The sequence below is a fragment of the Ralstonia sp. NFACC01 genome (assembly GCF_900115545.1).
In the GTDB taxonomy this organism is placed as follows: Bacteria; Pseudomonadota; Gammaproteobacteria; order Burkholderiales; family Burkholderiaceae; genus Ralstonia; species Ralstonia mojiangensis.
In genome coordinates, this window is the sequence record NZ_FOWV01000013.1 from 54331 (window position 1) to 72796 (window position 18466).

The 18466-nt window shown below is 66.5% G+C and carries 18 protein-coding genes; 11 read left to right on the forward strand and 7 right to left on the reverse strand.

The features are described 5' to 3' along the window. Positions 1 to 10: 10 nt before the first annotated feature. The gene (locus BM136_RS23475; protein ID WP_092976451.1) at positions 11 to 1225 is read right to left on the reverse strand and encodes a hypothetical protein; all 1215 of its coding nucleotides are present in this window, start codon (positions 1223 to 1225) and stop codon (positions 11 to 13) included. A gap of 275 nt (positions 1226 to 1500) precedes the next feature. Here BM136_RS23475 and BM136_RS23480 point away from each other — a divergent pair, with 275 nt between their 5' ends. The 4 genes from BM136_RS23480 (at position 1501) to BM136_RS23495 (ending at position 3172) form a co-directional block, all read left to right on the forward strand. Further along, positions 1501 to 1710: a hypothetical protein gene (locus tag BM136_RS23480; RefSeq protein WP_092976453.1), complete on the forward strand. Its 210-nt coding sequence runs from the start codon at positions 1501 to 1503 to the stop codon at positions 1708 to 1710. A gap of 44 nt (positions 1711 to 1754) precedes the next feature. Then, positions 1755 to 1982 carry a hypothetical protein gene (locus tag BM136_RS23485; RefSeq protein ID WP_024977450.1) on the forward strand — a complete coding sequence of 76 codons (228 nt, stop codon included), beginning with the start codon at positions 1755 to 1757 and terminating at the stop codon, positions 1980 to 1982. 336 nt (positions 1983 to 2318) lie between these two features. After that, positions 2319 to 2741 carry a hypothetical protein gene (locus tag BM136_RS23490; protein ID WP_012436616.1) on the forward strand — a complete coding sequence of 141 codons (423 nt, stop codon included), beginning with the start codon at positions 2319 to 2321 and terminating at the stop codon, positions 2739 to 2741. Positions 2742 to 2782: 41 nt separating this feature from the next. Then, positions 2783 to 3172 carry a hypothetical protein gene (locus tag BM136_RS23495; RefSeq protein WP_092976455.1) on the forward strand — a complete coding sequence of 130 codons (390 nt, stop codon included), beginning with the start codon at positions 2783 to 2785 and terminating at the stop codon, positions 3170 to 3172. A 42-nt stretch (positions 3173 to 3214) separates the two neighbouring features. Here BM136_RS23495 and BM136_RS23500 read toward each other — a convergent pair whose 3' ends face one another. After that, the gene (locus BM136_RS23500) at positions 3215 to 3931 is read right to left on the reverse strand and encodes a glutathione S-transferase (RefSeq protein ID WP_092976458.1); all 717 of its coding nucleotides are present in this window, start codon (positions 3929 to 3931) and stop codon (positions 3215 to 3217) included. Positions 3932 to 4050: 119 nt separating this feature from the next. On the opposite strand from BM136_RS23500, the gene BM136_RS23505 reads away from it, so the two are divergent. Then, positions 4051 to 5304 (forward strand): MFS transporter, encoded by a 1254-nt coding sequence (locus BM136_RS23505; protein ID WP_092976461.1) that lies wholly within the window; start codon positions 4051 to 4053, stop codon positions 5302 to 5304. Between the two features lie 66 nt (positions 5305 to 5370). Beyond that, positions 5371 to 7638: a mechanosensitive ion channel family protein gene (locus tag BM136_RS23510; RefSeq protein ID WP_092976503.1), complete on the forward strand. Its 2268-nt coding sequence runs from the start codon at positions 5371 to 5373 to the stop codon at positions 7636 to 7638. Positions 7639 to 7915: 277 nt separating this feature from the next. On the opposite strand, the gene BM136_RS23515 is transcribed toward BM136_RS23510, so the two are convergent. Continuing rightward, on the reverse strand, positions 7916 to 8962 hold the full coding sequence (locus BM136_RS23515) for a porin (RefSeq protein WP_092976463.1): 1047 nt from the start codon (positions 8960 to 8962) through the stop codon (positions 7916 to 7918). 286 nt (positions 8963 to 9248) lie between these two features. Here BM136_RS23515 and BM136_RS23520 point away from each other — a divergent pair, with 286 nt between their 5' ends. Beyond that, entirely contained in the window at positions 9249 to 10112 is an 864-nt protein-coding gene (locus tag BM136_RS23520; protein ID WP_092976466.1) for a MurR/RpiR family transcriptional regulator, read from the forward strand. A gap of 72 nt (positions 10113 to 10184) precedes the next feature. Here the strand turns inward: BM136_RS23520 and BM136_RS23525 are convergent, their stop codons facing one another. Next, entirely contained in the window at positions 10185 to 10973 is a 789-nt protein-coding gene (locus BM136_RS23525; protein ID WP_092976469.1) for a PepSY-associated TM helix domain-containing protein, read from the reverse strand. Positions 10974 to 11062: 89 nt separating this feature from the next. Then, on the reverse strand, positions 11063 to 12022 hold the full coding sequence (locus BM136_RS23530; RefSeq protein ID WP_092976472.1) for a helix-turn-helix domain-containing protein: 960 nt from the start codon (positions 12020 to 12022) through the stop codon (positions 11063 to 11065). Between the two features lie 117 nt (positions 12023 to 12139). On the opposite strand from BM136_RS23530, the gene BM136_RS23535 reads away from it, so the two are divergent. Next, positions 12140 to 13060, forward strand: a complete 921-nt coding sequence (locus BM136_RS23535) for an alpha/beta hydrolase family protein (protein ID WP_092976475.1) — start codon at positions 12140 to 12142, stop codon at positions 13058 to 13060. 12 nt (positions 13061 to 13072) lie between these two features. Here the strand turns inward: BM136_RS23535 and BM136_RS23540 are convergent, their stop codons facing one another. After that, positions 13073 to 13870, reverse strand: coding sequence for a MipA/OmpV family protein (locus BM136_RS23540; RefSeq protein WP_254775742.1), 798 nt, complete (start codon positions 13868 to 13870; stop codon positions 13073 to 13075). A gap of 202 nt (positions 13871 to 14072) precedes the next feature. On the opposite strand from BM136_RS23540, the gene BM136_RS23545 reads away from it, so the two are divergent. Then, complete coding sequence (locus tag BM136_RS23545) at positions 14073 to 14804, forward strand: response regulator (protein WP_092976481.1); 732 nt, start codon at positions 14073 to 14075, stop codon at positions 14802 to 14804. 3 nt (positions 14805 to 14807) lie between these two features. After that, positions 14808 to 16106 (forward strand): ATP-binding protein, encoded by a 1299-nt coding sequence (locus BM136_RS23550; RefSeq protein WP_092976484.1) that lies wholly within the window; start codon positions 14808 to 14810, stop codon positions 16104 to 16106. 29 nt (positions 16107 to 16135) lie between these two features. On the opposite strand, the gene BM136_RS23555 is transcribed toward BM136_RS23550, so the two are convergent. Further along, positions 16136 to 16933, reverse strand: a complete 798-nt coding sequence (locus BM136_RS23555) for an AraC family transcriptional regulator (protein ID WP_092976487.1) — start codon at positions 16931 to 16933, stop codon at positions 16136 to 16138. A 282-nt stretch (positions 16934 to 17215) separates the two neighbouring features. Between BM136_RS23555 and BM136_RS23560 the strand changes: the two genes are divergently transcribed. Further along, positions 17216 to 18307 (forward strand): ABC transporter substrate-binding protein, encoded by a 1092-nt coding sequence (locus tag BM136_RS23560; RefSeq protein ID WP_092976506.1) that lies wholly within the window; start codon positions 17216 to 17218, stop codon positions 18305 to 18307. Positions 18308 to 18466 lie beyond the last annotated feature (159 nt).

Genomic DNA, 18466 nt, shown 5'->3' on the forward strand with positions numbered 1-18466 from the left:
GCCTGTCGCGCTAACGGCATTGGTCAACCGCGTTGGCCGGCTGCGTCTTGGTGGGGTCGAAGTGCAACTGCTCCAGCCCCTTTTCCGTCAGCGACATCCAGTCGATTGCGCCCGACGTGCGCAGCAAACCGGTGCTGCCCACCGGGCGCCATTGCACGCGCTTGCCGTCGGTGTTCAGCAACGTAGCCGATAGCGTGAGCGAATCCGGCCCCGCCTGCAGTTGCAGCAGACGGCCATCGGCGGCGGGCGTGTAGGCGGTGTTCTGCTTCACGGCGATGCCGGCTTCGCGCACGGTTGCCGGCATGCATGAAATGGATGCGCGCACCTTGCCCGTAGTGTCGATCAGATCGGCAAAGCCGTTGCCCTTGGCCACGCCCACCAGCAGGAACCGCTCGATCGCCGGCATCCATGTGACGCTGTAGGTGTAGTACTGCAGATGCTTGTGCAGAAGCTGCTCGCCCGTTACGCGTCCGCTCACCGGATCAAAGACGGCGATCTTCAGATTGGCCTCCGTCTGGCCCGGCACGAACTGCTGCCAGGCCAGCAGCGCGTTGGTGCTGCCGCCTGCCACCATGGGCCACCATTCGCGCCGGCCATCGGCAACATCGACGTTGTGCAGGCGGCGTCCGCGCCCGTCGTAGACCTTCAGGTAGACACCGTTGCCGCTGCCGAGGTTGTCGACACCGCCGCCGGTGATCCAGCCGTCGGAATAGAACACCACGAAACGGTCGCCCACGGCCGTGATATGGCCCGAGTGGCCACCGGATTCCACCTGTTGCGGATACGGCTTGATGGGCCGCAACGCGGTGTCGTAGATGCCGAAGCGCTGGTTAACGTTCTCCGGCGCATTCCAGCCGTCTTCAAACGACACCATCACCTGGCCCGCGCGATTGCGGGCCACCGTCACCGGCTCCTGCGCTTCGGGCTTCTGGATGAAGATGCGCGGGGCATCGAGCACCCCCGTGTCGGCATGCCATTGCGCGACATAGACATCGTGCGGCCAGCTGCCACTGCGATCGGCGCCGCGCGGGGGCAGACCGGAGCTACTGAAGAACACGTTGAAGGTGTTGGCCGTTGCGCCAGGCACCGCGCCGATGCCATGCATGTATTGACGCGGGTCGGGCGCGCCGGCCGTGGCGACGGCGGGCAGGGCCAGTGCGCAGGCAAGGGCCAGCACGGCACGGCGCAGAAAAGACAGTCGGGACACGTGACGCTCCATCTTCATCGGTGGCTCGGTGGCGGTTGCAGAACCGATTGGGCCACGGGCACCCGCCGAAGTTGCTGCGCGAATGGGGGAGGCCGTTTGGCGGAGTGGCGCCGGGTGTCGCCAGGTCCGACGGAGGCGCCGGTTTACCCCCCGCCGCGGCAATCAAGTTTCGGCCCCGTGTGCCGTTCTTCACAAACAAGAGCGGAACCCATTCCGCCAATCCCTTCCCAGCGCGGCCAGAGTGGGCACAAGCCCGCCGCCCACCGCGCCAGAACCGACCCAACGAGAACAACATGACCCAGCGACTCGACGCCCGATGGCGAAGCGAAGTGACGGAGGCTCTACGTACCGTGGAGGCGCAGTTCGGCGTGGCATCGCAAAGCCTGCCCCGCGACGCGCTCATCGCGGCCCTGACCGATGCGATCTGGGCCCAGCGTGCCGCCTATGCGCGTGTGCGCCGGACGGTTGTTGCGTGCCCTGAACTGGTGGACGAATCGATGTAACGGCGCACCGCGGTGCCGCCGCCATTTTGGAAGAAGGTGATGTGATGCGGTACTGCGGTTCGCTGGATTTGGACCATCTGCTGCGCCAGCCGTTTGCCCAACTGGGCCGGCTGGTGCGCGATGAAGACTCGGGGCAGCCCCTGCCTCCGGTGGAAGTCGCCGCGCGCGCTGTGTTGCTGCGCGCTGCGGGCTACGAGGTGATGCCCACCTGTGGGCATCATGACCGACGTGGCTTCTGTCTCGGTCACGCAGACCAGATCATCGGGATGTAAGCGCCGCGCCTACGACGCATACGCCACGTGCGCGCAGTCATGCGCACATGCTGTTGCGAAAGCGCATCGCGGCATGTCAAGGCGGCCTGAGTGCGTGGTGTATGAAGCACCCGAAAAGCGTTGACTGACGCACCTTTGCGGGCAATCCGTTGCCAAAAAGCAAACGGTAAAAATGACTTACATTCCGGTCCTTTTTCGGCCCATGGTTCTGGTGCATCCTGAACCAAGATAGATCGCACGGATGGCAGATTGTGCGACGTCGGACGCAACGTCAGGCCGGAAGTCGGAAGTAAATCGAATCGGCGACGCCTGCACTCTGGGGTCAGGGGAAAGAACATGAAGACGCAATATCTCAGCAAACAAGAAATCTACGACGGCGCAGTCCGCCATCTGTTCGGACAGGGCGGCGCTGCCATCCTGCCGCGCGGCGGTGCGGCGTACCACGGCCAGGGCGGCCGTTGCTGCCCGATCGGCAACCTGATCGGCGTGCGTGACTACACGACGTCGATGGAAAGCGTGCCGGTGCGCTACATCCTCAAGCCCACCAACGAGATTCCGCGCTACATGGACGCCGGCGTCATTGCGCTGCGCCGCGCGCTCAAGCGTGCGCGCATTGACGTGGATGACCGCGACACCGTTGAGCTGCTCTCCAAGCTGCAGAACGCGCACGACGTGTTCGGCACGTGGGAGTGGAAGGAACGCCTGCAGTCGATTGCGCGCCAATTCGGCCTGAGCGGCGCTCTTGTCGATACATTCTGACCGACCGGCCGGTCACAGATCACCCTATAGAAGGTGACGCCATGAAAGGGAAGGGGACGTTCCTCGCCATCGAGGACATTTTTGAACGCGTGCGCACGCACCTGCTCGCACAGCAATGCCGTTCCGAAGACGCCGACGGCGAGCCGCGCTACCGCGGCCTCGATAACCGCCGGTGCGGCGTCGGCATCCTCATCGACGATGCGTTCTACTGCAGCGCGATCGAGCGCCTGGGCGTAAGCCTACTGCGTGTGCCGAGCGACGATCCGCTCGCGTGTGCGCTGCGCTGCTCCGGCGTGAATGTCGACGACGATCAGGTGGTGGATCTGCTGATCGATCTGCAGGACATCCACGACTTGGCAGCCATTGAAAGCTGGCCCGCGGCGTTGGAAGACATCCGCCGCCGGTTGCCCGATACGCCGTTAGCGGCCTGAACGATTGAACCTCCATGCGAACCCGGCCTGTGCCGGGTTTTGTCATTTCAGCGCATCGAGCTCGGGGTAGTGGCGAAAGATGCCCATCGTGTTGAACGGAATGCGTCGCGGTGATTCCAGATACGCCGCGATGTTCGGCTGCGCCGCCACGCGGTCATGCAACGCCGCCAGATGCGGTAGCTCGCGCTCATATCGCTGCATGTGGCGCGGAAACGCGTAACGCAGTCCCGCCACGATCTGGAACAGCGACAAATCCACATACGTCAGCGCATCGCGCACGGCCCATGTCGGGCCAGCGGGGTTGCGGTCGAGCACGCGCTCGAAGTAGTGCAGGAACTTGGGCGCGCGATTGTCCAGAAAATCCTGTGTTCGGCGCTTGGCTTCGGACCGCTGGTCTTCGTAGTACTCGCACGACGCGATGGGGTGGTGCGTGTCATGAATCTCCACCACAAAATCGGCAATCGTCAGTTGCAGGCCGTGCGTCCACAGGCCGCCGGCTTCGTCGTGCGGGGCCAGGCCATAGTGCTGGCCCAGGTAGAGCAGGATGTTGGCCGTCTGCGCAATCACCAGCGGACCAGCCACCAGGAACGGTGGTGCGAACGGCGGCGTCGGAATGCCGGCATCGTCGAGAAACGCTTCGATGGCGGATTCATCTTCGCGGCCGAGGTCGGTGTAGGGCACGGCGGCCTGCTCCAGCGCCAGCCGGACGAATTCACCGCGGCCCTGGATTTCGGGCCAGTAGTAGAGCGTGGTTTCCATGGTCGGGCGGATAAACGTGGTGGGGGCTGCGCAGCAAGAGCAATGCCGCAGCGCAGCGGGAACAGTGCCTGCGAACGATAATAGGCGCTTGCCCCTGCGCTTGTTTCAACCCGCCCGCCGTGAACGCTCCGCTTTCTTCCCCGCCCGCCATCGAACCCGCTGATCCTTCGCGCTGGCTGCTCCGCGGCCACCCCGGCTATCTGCGTGCCAACCTGGCGCTGTTCGCGGCGGGCTTCTCCACGTTCTCCCTGCTGTATTGCGTGCAGCCGCTCATGCCGATGCTGGCGCACGACTTTGGCCTCACGCCCGCGCAGACGAGCCTGATTCTGTCGGTGTCCACGTTGCTGCTGGCATTTGCGATTCTGTTTGCGGGGTTGCTGTCGGAGTCGATCCATCGCAAGACGCTGATGGGCGTGTCGCTGGTGCTGTCGTCGGCGCTCACGCTGGCGGCGGCGGTGCTTCCGGGCTGGCACGGGTTGCTGGCCACGCGGGCGTTGCTGGGTGTGGTGCTGGGCGGCGTGCCGGCGGTGGCCATGGCGTATCTGGCGGAAGAGGTGCATCCGCAAGGTCTCGGCATGGCCATGGGTTTGTACATCGGCGGGACGGCGTTCGGCGGCATGGCCGGGCGTGTGCTGACCGGCGCCGTGGCCGACCATTTTGGCTGGCGTGCCGCCATCGGCTTTACCGGCACGCTGGGTTTGCTGGCGGCGCTGGCCTTCTTGTGGCTGTTGCCGGCGTCACGCCGTTTTGTGCCGCGCAAGGGCGTGGCGCTGGGCGACCTGTTCGACACGCTGGGCGCGCATCTGCGCGAGCCGGGCCTGCGCGCGCTGTTCGCCATGGGCTTTCTGCTGATGGGCGGCTTCGTCACGATCTACAACTACGCGAGCTTTCACTTGCTCGATGCGCCGTACGCCCTTAGCCAGACGGCGGTGGGCGGCATCTTCATGGTGTATCTGCTGGGCATTGGCGCCTCTGCGTGGTTCGGCCGATTGGCGGATCGCCATGGCCGGGGCCGCATGCTGCTGGCGGGCACAGCGCTGATGTCGACGGGCGTGCTGATGACGTTGGCGGGCCCGCTGGTGCTGGTGATTGGCGGCATCGCGCTGCTGACCTTCGGTTTTTTCGGTGCGCACGCGGTGGCCAGCGGCTGGGTCGGGCGCCGCGCGCAGCGTGCCAAGGGGCAGGCCGCAGCGCTGTATTTGCTGGCGTATTACCTGGGCTCCAGCCTGATCGGCACGACAGGCGGCAAGCTCTACGCACCGTGGGGCTGGCCCGGGGTGGTGGCCCTGGTGATGGCATGCATGGCATGTGCGCTCGGCACGGCCGCCTGGCTCTGGCGGCGGGTGCCGCTGCCACCGGGCGCCAAGCGCTGAGGTTGTGCGCCCGGGGAATTCGCGTATCGTGCCGTGGTCGATGTCTGCACGATCGCTTTCCCTGTCATGCGTACTCATTCTCTCTTCTGCACGCGGCAACTGTGGCCGCTCGCGTCGCTCCTGATTTTGCTGATGGCGTGCTTCGCCAACGTGGCCGACGCCGCGCCGGTGTCGTTTGCCAAACTGGCCGGGCTGCCGACCTCCACCGCCAGCGCATCGGCGCCGGCGGCGGACCCTGCGCAGACACGCCAGTCGCTCGACACCGTCATCACGCTGCTCAACAACGACCAGCAGCGCACGGCCCTCGTCAATGAACTGAAGCAGTTGCGCGACGGCATGAGCGCGCAGCAGAAGGTGCAGGCAGAACAGGCACCGGGTCTGTTGGGTGCGGTGGCGTCGCTGATCGAGAACGGCTCGCTGCAGGCCGATGTGGAAGCCGGGGCGCCGCGCTACTGGCTGCGCCGCATCGAGGCCGCCAGCGGTAATGCCGGCCTGCTCTTCTCGCCCGACAAACGCATGCCGCTGGCCGCCGACTTTGCCGGCACCGTGGGCATCTGGGCCGCCATTGCCGGTGGCCTGCTCGCCCTGGGCTGGTTGATCCGCCGTGTGTTTGGCCTCACGGCGGGCCTCGGGCCGCATCCGACCACTCGGGCGTTGCTGATCGACGCGTTGCGCAAGATCGGCCCATGGGCGATCTCCTTTGCAGTCATCGTGCGGCTCGACCACGACGCCTCGCCGGGCTTTGTGCTGGCGGTGGTGCTGGCCTACGCCATCGTATGGGGCGCGATCATCACGGCGGGCGTGGCGATGCTGTTCTCGCTCTTTTCCGGCAGCGCGCACCGGCGTGTGGCGGTGGAATATCTGTTCAAGCACGGCATGTGGCCGATTTTTCTGACGGCCAGTCTGGGCGCCTGCGGCGATGCGCTGGTCGATCCGCGCGTCGCGTTGGTGCTGGGCGGATCGCTCAGTTTGCTGCTGGCCACGGTGTGCAACGTGGTGTCGTCGTTGATGCTGGCAGCGGGCGCGTTGTGGGCGCGCCGGCCCATCGGCCAGCTGATCGCCAATCGCCCGCTGGAGCTGCGCAGCGGCGAACACACGGGCAACCAGGTCCGCCGTCTGCTGGCCGCGTTCTGGCCCGTGCCGGTGGTGGTGCTGGCGAGCGCCACCGTCGTGGCCACGCTGACGACGCCCGACAACGTTGACGCCGTGGCGCGCCGCGCGGTGATGACGTCGCTGCTGCTGGTGGCGGCGTTCTTTCTGTCGGCGCTGATTCGCCCCCGCGCGAACTGGCGCTCGCACCTGCGTCTGGCGCGCAGTTCGCCTTACGTGGAGCGGCTCAAGCATTTCGTTGGCGCGCTGATCAAGCTCGTTATCTGGATCGCCTTCCTGGAGCTGGTGCTGCGCGTGTGGGGCCACACGCTGGTGGAGGTCGCGCACAGTTCGGTCAACGGTAAGCGCATCGCCGATGCCTTGGTCGGCCTGATCGGCACCGTGTTTGCCACTTGGCTGGTCTGGATCCTGCTCGACACGGCGATCCTGCGGGCGCTGTCGCCGGCCTCCGCGCGGGCGCAACCCAGCACGCGTGCGCTGACCATCCTGCCGCTGCTGCGCAACGGCCTGAAGGTGACGCTGGTGGTGACGGCCAGCATTGGCGTGCTGGCCAACCTGGGCGTCAACGTGACGCCGCTGGTGGCCGGCGCCGGCGTGATCGGCCTGGCGGTGGGCTTTGGTGCGCAGTCGCTGGCGCAGGATTTCATCACCGGCATCTTCATCCTGATGGAAGACACCATCAGCGTGGGCGATACGGTGGACGTGGGCGTGGCTACGGGTTCCGTCATCAATCTCACCATCCGCACGGTACGGCTGCGCGATGGCACAGGTGCGGTGCTGTCGATTCCGTTCAGCCAGATCAAGACCGTGCGCAACCTCTCGCGCGATTACTCGTTTGCCGATTTTGAAGTGCGCGTGTCGATGGAGGCAGAGCCGCAGCAGGCGATCGATCTCGTGCGCGCGGCGGCTGATCAGATTGCGGGTGAGCCGCGCTTTGGCTACACGTTGCTCGGCGGTGCGGAAATCTTCGGGCTGGATCGCTTTGAAGGTGGCGCGATGATCGTCAAGGGGCGGTTCAAGACGCGTCCGCAGAAGCAGGCTGACGTGCTGCGCGCGTTCAACGTTGTGCTCAAGGATGCGTTCGACAAGGCGCACGTGCCGCTGGCGGCGCCGGGGACGGTGTTGCGGACTTCTGCGGCGTTGGAGGAGTGGATGGCGCGGGTGGCGCCGGAGAAAGCGGCGTCGGCTTCTTCCAATGAACCGCCTGCTGCTGCGCCGGCGTAAGGGCGTTGGTGGTTTGCTGTGGTTTCGTCCCCTGCCGGGGCCGACTTACTTTCTTTGTCTTGCCAAAGAAAGTAAGCAAAGAAAGGCGCGCCCGAGATGGCGAAAGATTCCTTGAATTTAGGTCGCAGAGAGGGAAGGGAAAAACTCGCTTCGCTCAGACAGTTTCCCTTCCTTTTTCCTCTCTGCAACAGAAAATCAAGGCGCCATCTAGGGCAGGGGAAAGTCAAAAGCCAAGCCGGCTGGGCGCATGTGTTGGCGCCCAGGCCGTGTCTTCGTTTTAGAATCCGTGGCGCATGCCGACCATGACGCCGGTCTGCGAGGCTTTCGGCAGCGCGGCTGCGAGCACCGTGCCGGCGTCTTTCTGGTGGGTGTAGTCCATGCCGACGTACAGCCACGTGCGCTTGCTGACCACGTAATTCATGATCGCGTATGCGGTGTAGCGCAGGCCGTCGGGGTCGCGCTGGCGCGTGGCCATGCCGCCCACCACCAGGTTGTACTGTCCGCTGAAGTCGTACTTCACGCCGCCGAGGATGAGGTCGTTCTTGGTGCGCGTGCCGTCGCGGTAGTTGATGTAGCCGAGCATCAGTTTGGCGGGGCCGACCTGCACGCTGCCGCCGGTGGTCCACGTGCGGGTGCCGACCGATTGCAGGTCTTTCTGCTGCTCCCATGCGCCGCCGAAGGCGAACGGGCCGCTGGCGTAGTTGAGTGACAGCGCGCTGTAGTTTCCCGCTGAGAACGCGCCTGCCTGCTCGCCCATGCCGACCATCACGCCGGGGCGCCAGCCGTTGAAATCCCCCACGTACTTGACCGAGTTGTCGATGCGCACGCCGGTGGCGGTCACGTGCCAGGCTGTCGCGCCGAGGTTGCCGATGGAAAGCGCATCGTACTGGCCGGCCGTGTTGAAGACGAGGTTCTCTTGCCGGCCGAACGTCAGCGAGCCGAACCCGCCTTCCAGTCCGACATACGCCTGGCGCCCGAACAGGCGCGAGGTGGCGGGCGTGGTCGGTTTGTAGCCGCCCAGGCCCATGTCGTTGGTGGAGCCCACGCCTGTGTCCGGGGCGAAACCGCTGACCAGGTGGAACACGGCCTTCAGCCCGTTGCCCAGGTCTTCCGACCCGCGAATGCCGAAGCGGCTGCCGCTGTAGTAACCGCCCGCCATCTCGGCCTTGCCGTGGCCGTCGGCGTCGTTATTGGTGCTGTAGCGCAGGCCGGTTTCCATCACGCCGTACAGCGTGACGCTCGATTGCGCGTGCGCAGCACCACAGGCAAGGAGTGCCGACAGTGCAACGGCCGATAGCGGAATGGAACGGTTCGAAGTGGTCATGTGGCTCCCTTGTTGTCGTGACGACTGTTGTGTTGGCCGGAATGGGCTTTCCGGCCTGGCTCGGGGGCCGACTCTCAGGCAAGTCTGTGCTGTAAGGGTTGAAGTTACGCATGCACCGACAAAGCGCCGCACACGTCGCGCCGGTTGGGGCGTTGCCCGCCGAAGGGGCGTTGAGCGTAAACCGCCGGCTTACAGATTCTTGGGGGTTTTCCCTCGGGCAGGCGGTGTGGCGCGGGGCTGCCGCTACACTGGCGACGCCGATTTCCGTTTGCCGCCCACGCCCCCCATGCCTTCGCTCTCCGTTCCCGTGCTCAACGCCCTGCGTGACAAGCTGCCCGCGCTATCGCCGGCGCAGCAGGGCGTGGCGCGGTTGATCCTGGAAGCGCCGGAGCTGTCGCTCGAACAATCCGTGGAGACGCTGGCCGTGCGCGCCGGCGTGTCGATGCCGACCATCGTGCGGATGTGCCAGGCGCTCGGCTTTGAAGGCCTGCGCGAGTTCAAGGCCACGCTGGCCGCTGAACTCGCGCACGCGCAGCCGACGCTGCCGGGCCATGTCGGCCGGGCGGATCCGCCGGCGCTGGTCGCCAGCAAGGTCATCGATGGAGCCACGCGTGCGCTGGCCAAACTGCGTGAATCGCTGTCCACCACACAAGTCGACGCCGCCGCCGAACGCATCGCCCGCGCCCGCCGCGTCGATTGCTATGCGGCCGGTGCGGCCTCATCGTTCATGGCGAACGACATGCAAGCGCGGCTGATGCGGCTGGGGCTGGCATCCAATGCTTACTTTGATGCGCATCTGCAGCTCGTGTCGGCGGCCATGCTGGGCGCGTCCGACGTTGTGGTGGCGTTCTCGCACGTGGGGCGCATGCCGTATCTGCTCGAGTCGATCGCCTATGCGGCCGAGCAGGGCGCGTGCGTGATCGCCATCACCCAGGCGGGCACGCCGCTGGCCGAGCGCGCGCAGATCGCGCTGACGGTGGACGTGCCGGAAGATGCGGTGATGCGGGTCGGCACCGAGGCGTATCTGGTGCACCTGACCGTCATCGAAATCTTGATGACCTGCGTGGCGCAACGCCGCGATGAGATGGTGCGTTCGCGCATGCGGGCGATCCAGCGGCTGCTGACAGAGCGCGGCGTCGACCGCCCGTAAGCGACGGCAACGAAGCCGCGAAGGCAAAAAAAAATGGCGCCCCGCGGGCGCCATCCACCACACATGCGGCACTCAAAGCCGCGAGATCGCCAGCCCGATCGCCAGCAGACTTCCCAACCCGAAGATCGTCCAGCCGACCGTGCGGCGCTTGGTGGTCATCACCCACAGCCACAGGCCCGAGATCGACAGGAAGATCAGGCAGCCGGCCAGCGTATCCACCAGCAGAATCCACGGCACCGTCATGCCGACGCCCTTGTGCAGGTTCATCAGCGTGCCGAGGAAGCCGTTGTCGGTCTGGCGGATCGCTACCGAGCGGTTGCCGGCCCAGTATTCGGCCTGGATTTGCGTGGTGGCGCTGCCGAAGTTGAAGGTCCATTGCTCGGGCTGCATCAGGGGCTTGGCGGCCGGTTCGCGTGGCGCGTCGGCGTTCTTCTCGTCCGAGGCGCTTTGACCCTTGGTCGGGCGCTCGGCCCAGGCCACGGGCTTGGCCTTTTCCACGCGCGTGCGGGTGGCCGGCTCCGGCGTGTTCAGCGTCTGCTGCAGCCAGGCGGCCATCGCTTCAGGCGTGGCCGGCACGGGGTCGGGCAGGGCGACCTGCGTATTGGTGCGCTGTTGCGCCACGGGCAGCTTCAATACCGCGCGGTGGTTCAGCCAGATGCCTGACACACCAAAGATCAGGCCCATCACCGCGCCCCACAGCCCGAACCAGCCGTGCGTCTTGCGCAGCCAGCGGACGATCGTGGCACGGCGATTGGCGGGATGTTCAGCCTTGGCTTTTGCGGGGCGCGCGTTGGCGGCCGGCTTGGCGCCCGGTTTGGCGGCGTGCTCGCCCGAAAGCGGGGGATGGGACAGGTCGGTCATGAAGCACAAGGCGGCGCAAGGGCCGCCGGAGGGAGGCAAATCGACCGGCCAATATAGATGAGAATGATTCTCGTTGCAATCGGGTGCAGTTACAGCGTAATACGCTCCAACGCCCGCCGCGACGCTTCGTCCGCGGGATAGAAACACTCGATGCGCATCTCCTGCAGCCCCGCATCGCGCGGTGTGCCCAGCGTGGTGAGCGTGGAGAACAGCGAGATCGTCACGCCGTCGCGCTGCAGCGAAATGGGAAGGAACGGCGGCGGATCCCCGGCATCGTGCGGGAGCGCGGCGGGGGAGGCCGGCGCATCCGCCGCATCGAACAGCGCCGGTTGCATCGCGCGGATGTCGTGCAGCAGACGTTGCGTCGCCGGGTCGATGGCCTGCAGCGCCAGTTCCTGCCGCACGCGCCGGGCCAGGTAGCGGCCGACTGCTTCACGGTTGGCGATCGCCGGCCACAGCGCGGTCGGGTCGAACACCAGCTTCATCATGTTGACGGCCCCCGGCGCACCCTCGGACCGGTCGTCGCCGATGGCCCAGCGCATCAGCCGGCGATGCGCGGCATTGGCGTCGAGCACATGCCAGAAGCGGTCGAGCACGATGGCCGGATACGGGGCCTGCTTGTCGAGGATCAGCTTCACCGCGTGGCGCACCGCCTGCATCATCGGCGACGTTTCATCGGCCGGCGTGGCGAGGCCCTGCTGGGAATAGGCGGGCGCGAAACCGGCTGCCAGCAGCATCTGGTTGCGATGGCGCAGCGGCACGTTCAGCTCCTCGGCCAGCTGCAGGATCATGTTGCGGCTGGGCGCCGCGCGCGCAGATTCCAGGAAGCTCACGTGCCGCTGTGATACACCCGCCGCCAGGGCCAGCGCCAGCTGGCTATAGCCGCGCCGCGTGCGCCAGAAGCGCAGCAACTGCGGGAACCGCGAAAGCGCCGCTTCAGGCGGCTCAATTGCCGGTTGGGCCGCTTGGGCGCCATGAGAGGCATGGGCGTCTTCAAGCATGAGGGTGTCGTCGATGGACGAGGCGGAGGCGGGCTTGGTGGGCGTCATGTCACCTATTGAAGCAGAGTCGGGTAGCTGCCGCGATTACCTGTCGCGTAATTGTGACCGCATCCTGCGCCGCCAATACTCGGTCCATCCCAACTTGATAGCCCGAGCGGAGTGCCCATGCAGCGCGAACCGATCGACTACCCCGCCGATGCCCTTCCCACCCGCGACGACCACGTCCGCACGGCCGACGGGTGGACGCTGCCCGTGACGGTCACCAGCCCCGGGCTGGGCGCGCACGGCACGGTGGTGATCTGCTCGGCGCTGGGCGTGCCGCGCCAGTTCTACGCGGCGTTTGCGCGGGCCCTGTGCCTGGCGGGCTGGCGGGTGGTGACGTTCGACTACCGCGGCATTGGCGCGGCGGCCGCGACCGGCCCGGGCACACCGCGCTTTGCCGATTGGGGCCGGCAGGACATCGACGCCGTGCTGAAATGGGTGCACGACACGCTGGTCCCTGAGGGCTGCGGCGGCCGCAAGCTGGTGGTGCTCGGCCACAGCGCGGGCGGGCAACTGGCGGGGCTGGCACCGCACATCGTGCATGCCGATGCGTTGGTGCACGTGGCAGTGTCGCTGGCGAATGCGCGGCTGTGGCCGTGGCACGGCCCGCTGATCCGTCCGCAACTCGCATGGCTGCTGCGTGTGCGGATTCCCTTGGCGGTGGCGCGCGTGCGCGGCGGCATGCTGCCGCTCGCGGCTGTCGGCATGGGGCCGATGTCGATTCCGGCCGCCATCCTGGGTGATTGGGCGCGCTTTGCCCGCCGGCGCGGCTATCTCTTTGCGCCGCGTACCGGGCTGGATACCTCGCGTTACCCGAGGCTCGCCGTGCCGCTGCTCGCCTGGGGTTTCGACGATGACCCATTGGCACCGGCCAATGCCATCGATGCGCTGGTCGCGCAGTTTCCCGCCACGCGCGTGACACGCCGGCACGTGGGCGGCGCAGCGCTGGGCGCCAAGGGCGTCGGCCACATGGGCTTCTTCCGGGCATCGTCCGGCGCGCCGTGGTGGCGCGAAACCGTGGGGTGGCTCGATGCCCTCGCTTGATTGGGGGCCCGGTCAGAACGTGTAGACGACGCCCGTGCCGCCAAAGTAGCTCTGCTTGTTCTGCACGATAGGGCTCTTCGCCGCGTTGCCCAAGAGGCGCGAGGTGCCGAACGCCGTCTGCACCGCCCAATGGCGCGAAAACTCGTGCGTCCAGGCCACCGTGAGCGTGGCGGCTTGCAGGCCGCTGCCCGCGCTGTACTGGGCGAAGCCGCTGTTGGCCGACTGCTGCGGCGTCACTCCGAAGTACGTCTGCATGTATTTGCTCGAGCCGAAATGCAGGCTCGGGCTGACGGTGATCTTGTCGCTGCCCCAGCTCACGACCGGCGCCGCCACGTCAATGTGGCCCGACCAGCCGCGCTCGCGGTTGGTGATGGGCACTTCCAGCGTGGCGCTGCCCGTGGTGTCGCCGATGAGTTTGCCGCCCACCGTGAACACGCCCAGCAGCGAGCCCTTGACGGTGCCCATGCCCTTGAGGTGATCCGAGCCGGGGCGGCCGTAACGGTTGGTGTCGGAGCGGCCCGGGTCGTACGACAGCGCGGCCGAGGCGAACATGCCGTTCAGGAAGCGGAGGGCATAACCCGCGCCGCCCTGGGTCGGGTCGATGAACCAGCCGTTGCCGAAATCTGCCCGGAAGCCCGGGCCGGCCGTCACGGTGTACTCCTTGCCGCCCTGGTAGCGCGGCGCTACGCCCGCGTTGAGCGACAGCGAATACGACGATTCATCGGCATACACCGAAGACGGAGACAGCCACATGCCGGAGAGCACGGCCAGATAAGCGACGGAAAACCGGGGAGAGAGACGATTGAGCACGTAGGACCTCTTGTTGGACCTCTTGAGAGAGAGCCCGCAGTCTGGCGAGATGCCCCGCGCACGTCTGTCTGGAAATTGCCGGGAAGTTGTGCGCAATTGTGCGCGAGTGTCCGCAAGTTTCTCCGCCCCATCCGCTCGCAAGGCCGGCGCCGTACACTGCGCGCCAACACAAGAAGAAACGGGGGTACGGGCGATGAACGCGATGACCGACGCGCCGCTCAAGACCAAGGTGTTGCTGATCGAAGATGACGACCGCCTCGCGCAGCTTGTCGGCGAATACCTGGGCAACTATGAATTTGCAGTCGAAGTGGTGCGGCGCGGCGACATTGCCGTGGCCGCCGTGCGTGAACACCAGCCGGCGCTGGTGATCCTCGACCTGATGCTGCCGCACATGGACGGCATGGAAGTGTGTCGGCGCATCCGCGCGTTCTCGCGCGTGCCGGTGCTGATCCTGACCGCGCGTGTCGACACATACGACCAGGTGGCCGGGCTGGAAATCGGCGCCGACGACTACGTGCTCAAGCCCATCGAGCCGCGCCTGCTCGTGGCGCGGGCTCGCGCGCTGCTGCGCCGTTCGGTGCCGGCCATGTCGACGTCCGAGCCGGTGGCGCCGCGCGACGACACGCTCGTCTTCGGCGAACTCGCTATCTCGCCACCCAACCGCACCGTCACGTGGCGCGGCCAGCCGGTCGACCTCAAGACGGCGGAGTTCAATCTGCTGCTGATCCTCGCGCGCGCCGCCGGCACCGTGCTCAGCCGCGACGACATTCTCAAACAGTTGCGCGGCATCGAGTTCGACGGGCTGGACCGGACCGTCGACTCGGGCATCTCGCGCCTGCGCCGCCGCTTTGGCGATGCCTCGCCCGAGCCGCACAAGATCAAGACGATCTGGGGACGCGGCTATCTGTTCAGCCCGTCGGCGTGGGAGGACTGAACCGTGCTCAAGTCGTTACTGAAGCTGTACGCGATGGTCGTGGTGGCCGCGGCGCTGGCGCTGATCGGCGTGAACAAGTCGTTCGTCTGGCTGTTCCACGACACACTCACCCACGGCGAGCGCGAGGTGCGCAAGGGTTACGCCTTCGTGCTGCAGGACTACCTGGATCACGCGGGCTCCGACGGGCGCGATGCCGCCATCGCGCGTTTGAACAAGAATGCGTGGGAGAAATTCGACCTCGTCGATCCGGACACCGTGCCAGGCTTCTCAGCTCAGCAGCGGCGCGATCTGGCCGACCACAAGCTTGTGTTGATGACCAACGGCAAGGATTACTACCTGCCGCTGCGCGACGGCAGCGTGTTGCACGCCCACAGCGAGGACATGGACTACCTTGGCATCCAGTTGATCGCCTATTCGCTGATCGCCATTGCCGCGCTCCTGCCGCTGCTGCTCTGGGTCTGGATGCATTGGCGCGACCTGCGCGTGCTGGAAGACGCGGCGCGCGGCTTCGGTGCTGGCAAGCTGGCGACACGCGCCAATCTGCGCAAGCGCTCGAACGTGTATGCGCTGGCGCGCCAGTTCGACGAGATGGCCGAGCGCATCCAGGGCTCGATCCAGCACCAGCGCGAGATGATGAACGGCATCTCGCACGAGCTGAAAACGCCGATTGCGCGGCTGGAATTCGGCATTGCGCTGCTGCAGTCGCCGGTGTCGGAAGCACAGCGCAACGTGCGGCTCGATGCGCTGCGCCGCGATGTGCGCGAACTTGATGAACTGGTGAGCGAGCTGCTGGCGTTGAGCCGCCTGGAGCAGGGCGCCATGCACCTCGTGCTGATGCGCGTGGCCGTGGGTGAATGGCTCGACAGCGTGGTCGCCAGCGTCGCCAACGACGTGGCTGACCGCCAGCTCATCCTGGCCGTGCACGCCGATGCCGCCCCCGCGCACCACGTATGCGACCCGCGGTTGCTGGCGCGTGCGCTGCTCAACCTGATCCGCAATGCCGCGCGCTATGCCAGCAACACCATCACCATCCGCGCCGAAGCGGGCCCCGCCGGTGCGCTGCGACTGACGGTGGAAGACGATGGCCCTGGCATCCCCGAGCCGGACCGCGCGCGCGTGTTCGAGCCGTTCCTGCGCCTGGACGCCAGCCGTGACCGCCACACCGGAGGCTTCGGCCTGGGGCTGGCGATCGTGCGGCGTATTGCGCTGGTGCATGGCGGCGACGTCCGTCTGGATGCGGCCACGGCCGGGGGTGCGCGCTTTGCGGTGCTGCTGCCTGCGATGGAAATTCCGCCGCTGTAGGTGCGGCAGGATCGCCTCCACTTTGGGGGCTAGGCGTCGTCGCCGCCCGGTCGATGCAGAAACGCGCTCGGGCTGCTGCCGAACGCCCGCCGGAACATCGCCGAGAACGCGCTCTGGCTGTTGTAGCCCAGCTCCTGCGCCACGCGCGACAGCGGCATCCCCTGCGACATCATCGGGATGGCGCTGGCGAGCACGGCCTGCTGGCGCCACTGCGAAAAGCTCACGCCCAGCTCGTCCCGGAAGCGCCGCGCCAGCGTGCGGGCGCTGGCGCCGACATCGCGGGCGAGGGCGTCGAAGGTGAGCGGGGTGCCCGGGTCGGCCATCACGCGTTCGCACAGGGCGCGCAGGCGTTTGTCGGCAGGCATAGGCAGATCGAGCGGCAGCGGGGCGCTGCGGCGCAGCTCGTCGAGGATGAGCATGGCCAGCGCCTGCTCGCGCGCGGCCGGCAGCGGCTGGCGCACGTCCATGGCGGCAATCAGCTCGCGCAGCAGCGGCGACACCTCCATCACGCGGCACTGCGCCAGCGTGCCCGTCACCACGGACGGGTCGGCATACAGCGTACGCAGGAAGGCGGCCTCGACCACCCACACCTCGTGCTCGATGCCGGGCGGAATCCAGATCGCCCGCGAGGGCGGCACCACCCAGGCGGTGTCGCCGGCCTGCACGCGCAGCACGCTGTTGTGGCTATACGCCACCTGCGCCCACGGATGCGTGTGGCGCGGGAACCGCGTATTGGCCTCCATCTGCCGCGTGTAGAGCCGCACCGGATGCGCCGCTGAGGGCGGTGTGCGGCCTTCGATATCGGTGGGCAGGAGGCGCTGTGGCATGGCGGGTTTGCGACAGAAACGGTCGGGCCAGTGTAAATGCGCCGGCAGGACTTGTCGAAGCCAGATGTCGATGGCAGGCTATCGCCCGGCGCTGGAGATATCTGGCGCCACACAACAAAGCGGATCGCTCAAGCGGTCTCGACAAAAACGCCGTTGCCCACGAGGCACGCGGCGACATGGGTGCGAACAATGCAAACGGGAAATCACACGCGTAGCCGGGGGGCACGCGGGGCGATGGGATGGTTGCGGCCGTGGGCCGCACTTGCCACGTGTGTGGCATGCATGGCTGCGTTGACAGCGCCGGCCGCCCGCGCCGACATCAGCATCATCCAATCCTTGCCGCTGTCGGGCACGCAAGCCGCGACGGGGCGGGCACTCAATGCCGGGGCACGCCTGTATTTCGACTGGCTCAATCTCGACGGCGGCATCAACGGCGAGACCATCCGCCTGGTCGCCCGCGACGATGAGCAGAAAGTCGAGCAGACCCTGCGCAACGTGCGCGACATGGCCAAGATCGACAACCCCGTGGCGGCGCTCACCGTGGTCGGCACCGCCAATGTGGAAGCGCTCATGCGCAGTGGCGTGCTGGCCGAAGCCAATCTGCCGCTGGTCGGGCCCGCCACGGGTGCCTCCAGCATGACCGGCGATCCGCTGGTGTTTCCCATCAAGGCCAGCTACCAGCAGGAGATGGACAAGATGGTAGGCGCGCTCGTCACCATCGGCGTTACGCGTATCGGGGTGTTGTATCAGGACGATGCGCTGGGCAGGGAAGTGCTGGCAGGCGTGGAGCGCACGCTCAAGCCCCACAAGCTGACGATTGCAGCCACCGCCTCGTACCCGCGCAATACGGCCTCGGTGAGCGCCGCTGTCGACAAGCTGCTCGGCACCGATGTGCAGGCCATTTTCCTGGGCGCCACGGCGGAGCCCGCCGCGCAGTTCATCAAGCAATACCGCGTGCGTGGTGGTGGCGCGCAGCTCCTGGGGCTGTCATCCATCGATCCGGGCATCTTGCTCAAGGTGGCAGGTATCGACGCGGTGCGTGGCTATTCGCTGGCGCTCGTGATGCCGAACCCGGGCAAGAGCGTCAACCCCGTCATCCGAGAGTTCAACCGCGCACGCGCAGCCGTGGGCGCCAGAGATGTCGAACTTTCATTCCGGGCGGTGGAAGGCTTTGTGGCAGCCAAGGTGCTGGCCGAAGCCGTGCGCCGTGCCGGCCCCAAGCCCACGCGTGACCAGGTGCGCCGCGAGCTGGCCCATCTGCGCAACTTCGATGTGGGTGGCGGGTTTATGGTGGACTTTTCCGACCGCACGCGGCCGGGCTCGCACTATGTGGAGCTGGGCGTGGTGGGGCCGAATGGGCTGGTGATTCAGTAACGCTGCGTCTGCACGGCTGGTTATGGCGAATGCGGATTTGGAACTCGGAAGGGGTGGAGGGTGGTTTCTTTGTTGGTGGTCCACCCCCCTTTTCGTTCCCTGCCGGGACCGACTTACTTTTCTTTGTCTTGCCAAAGAAAAGTAAGCAAAAGAAAGGCG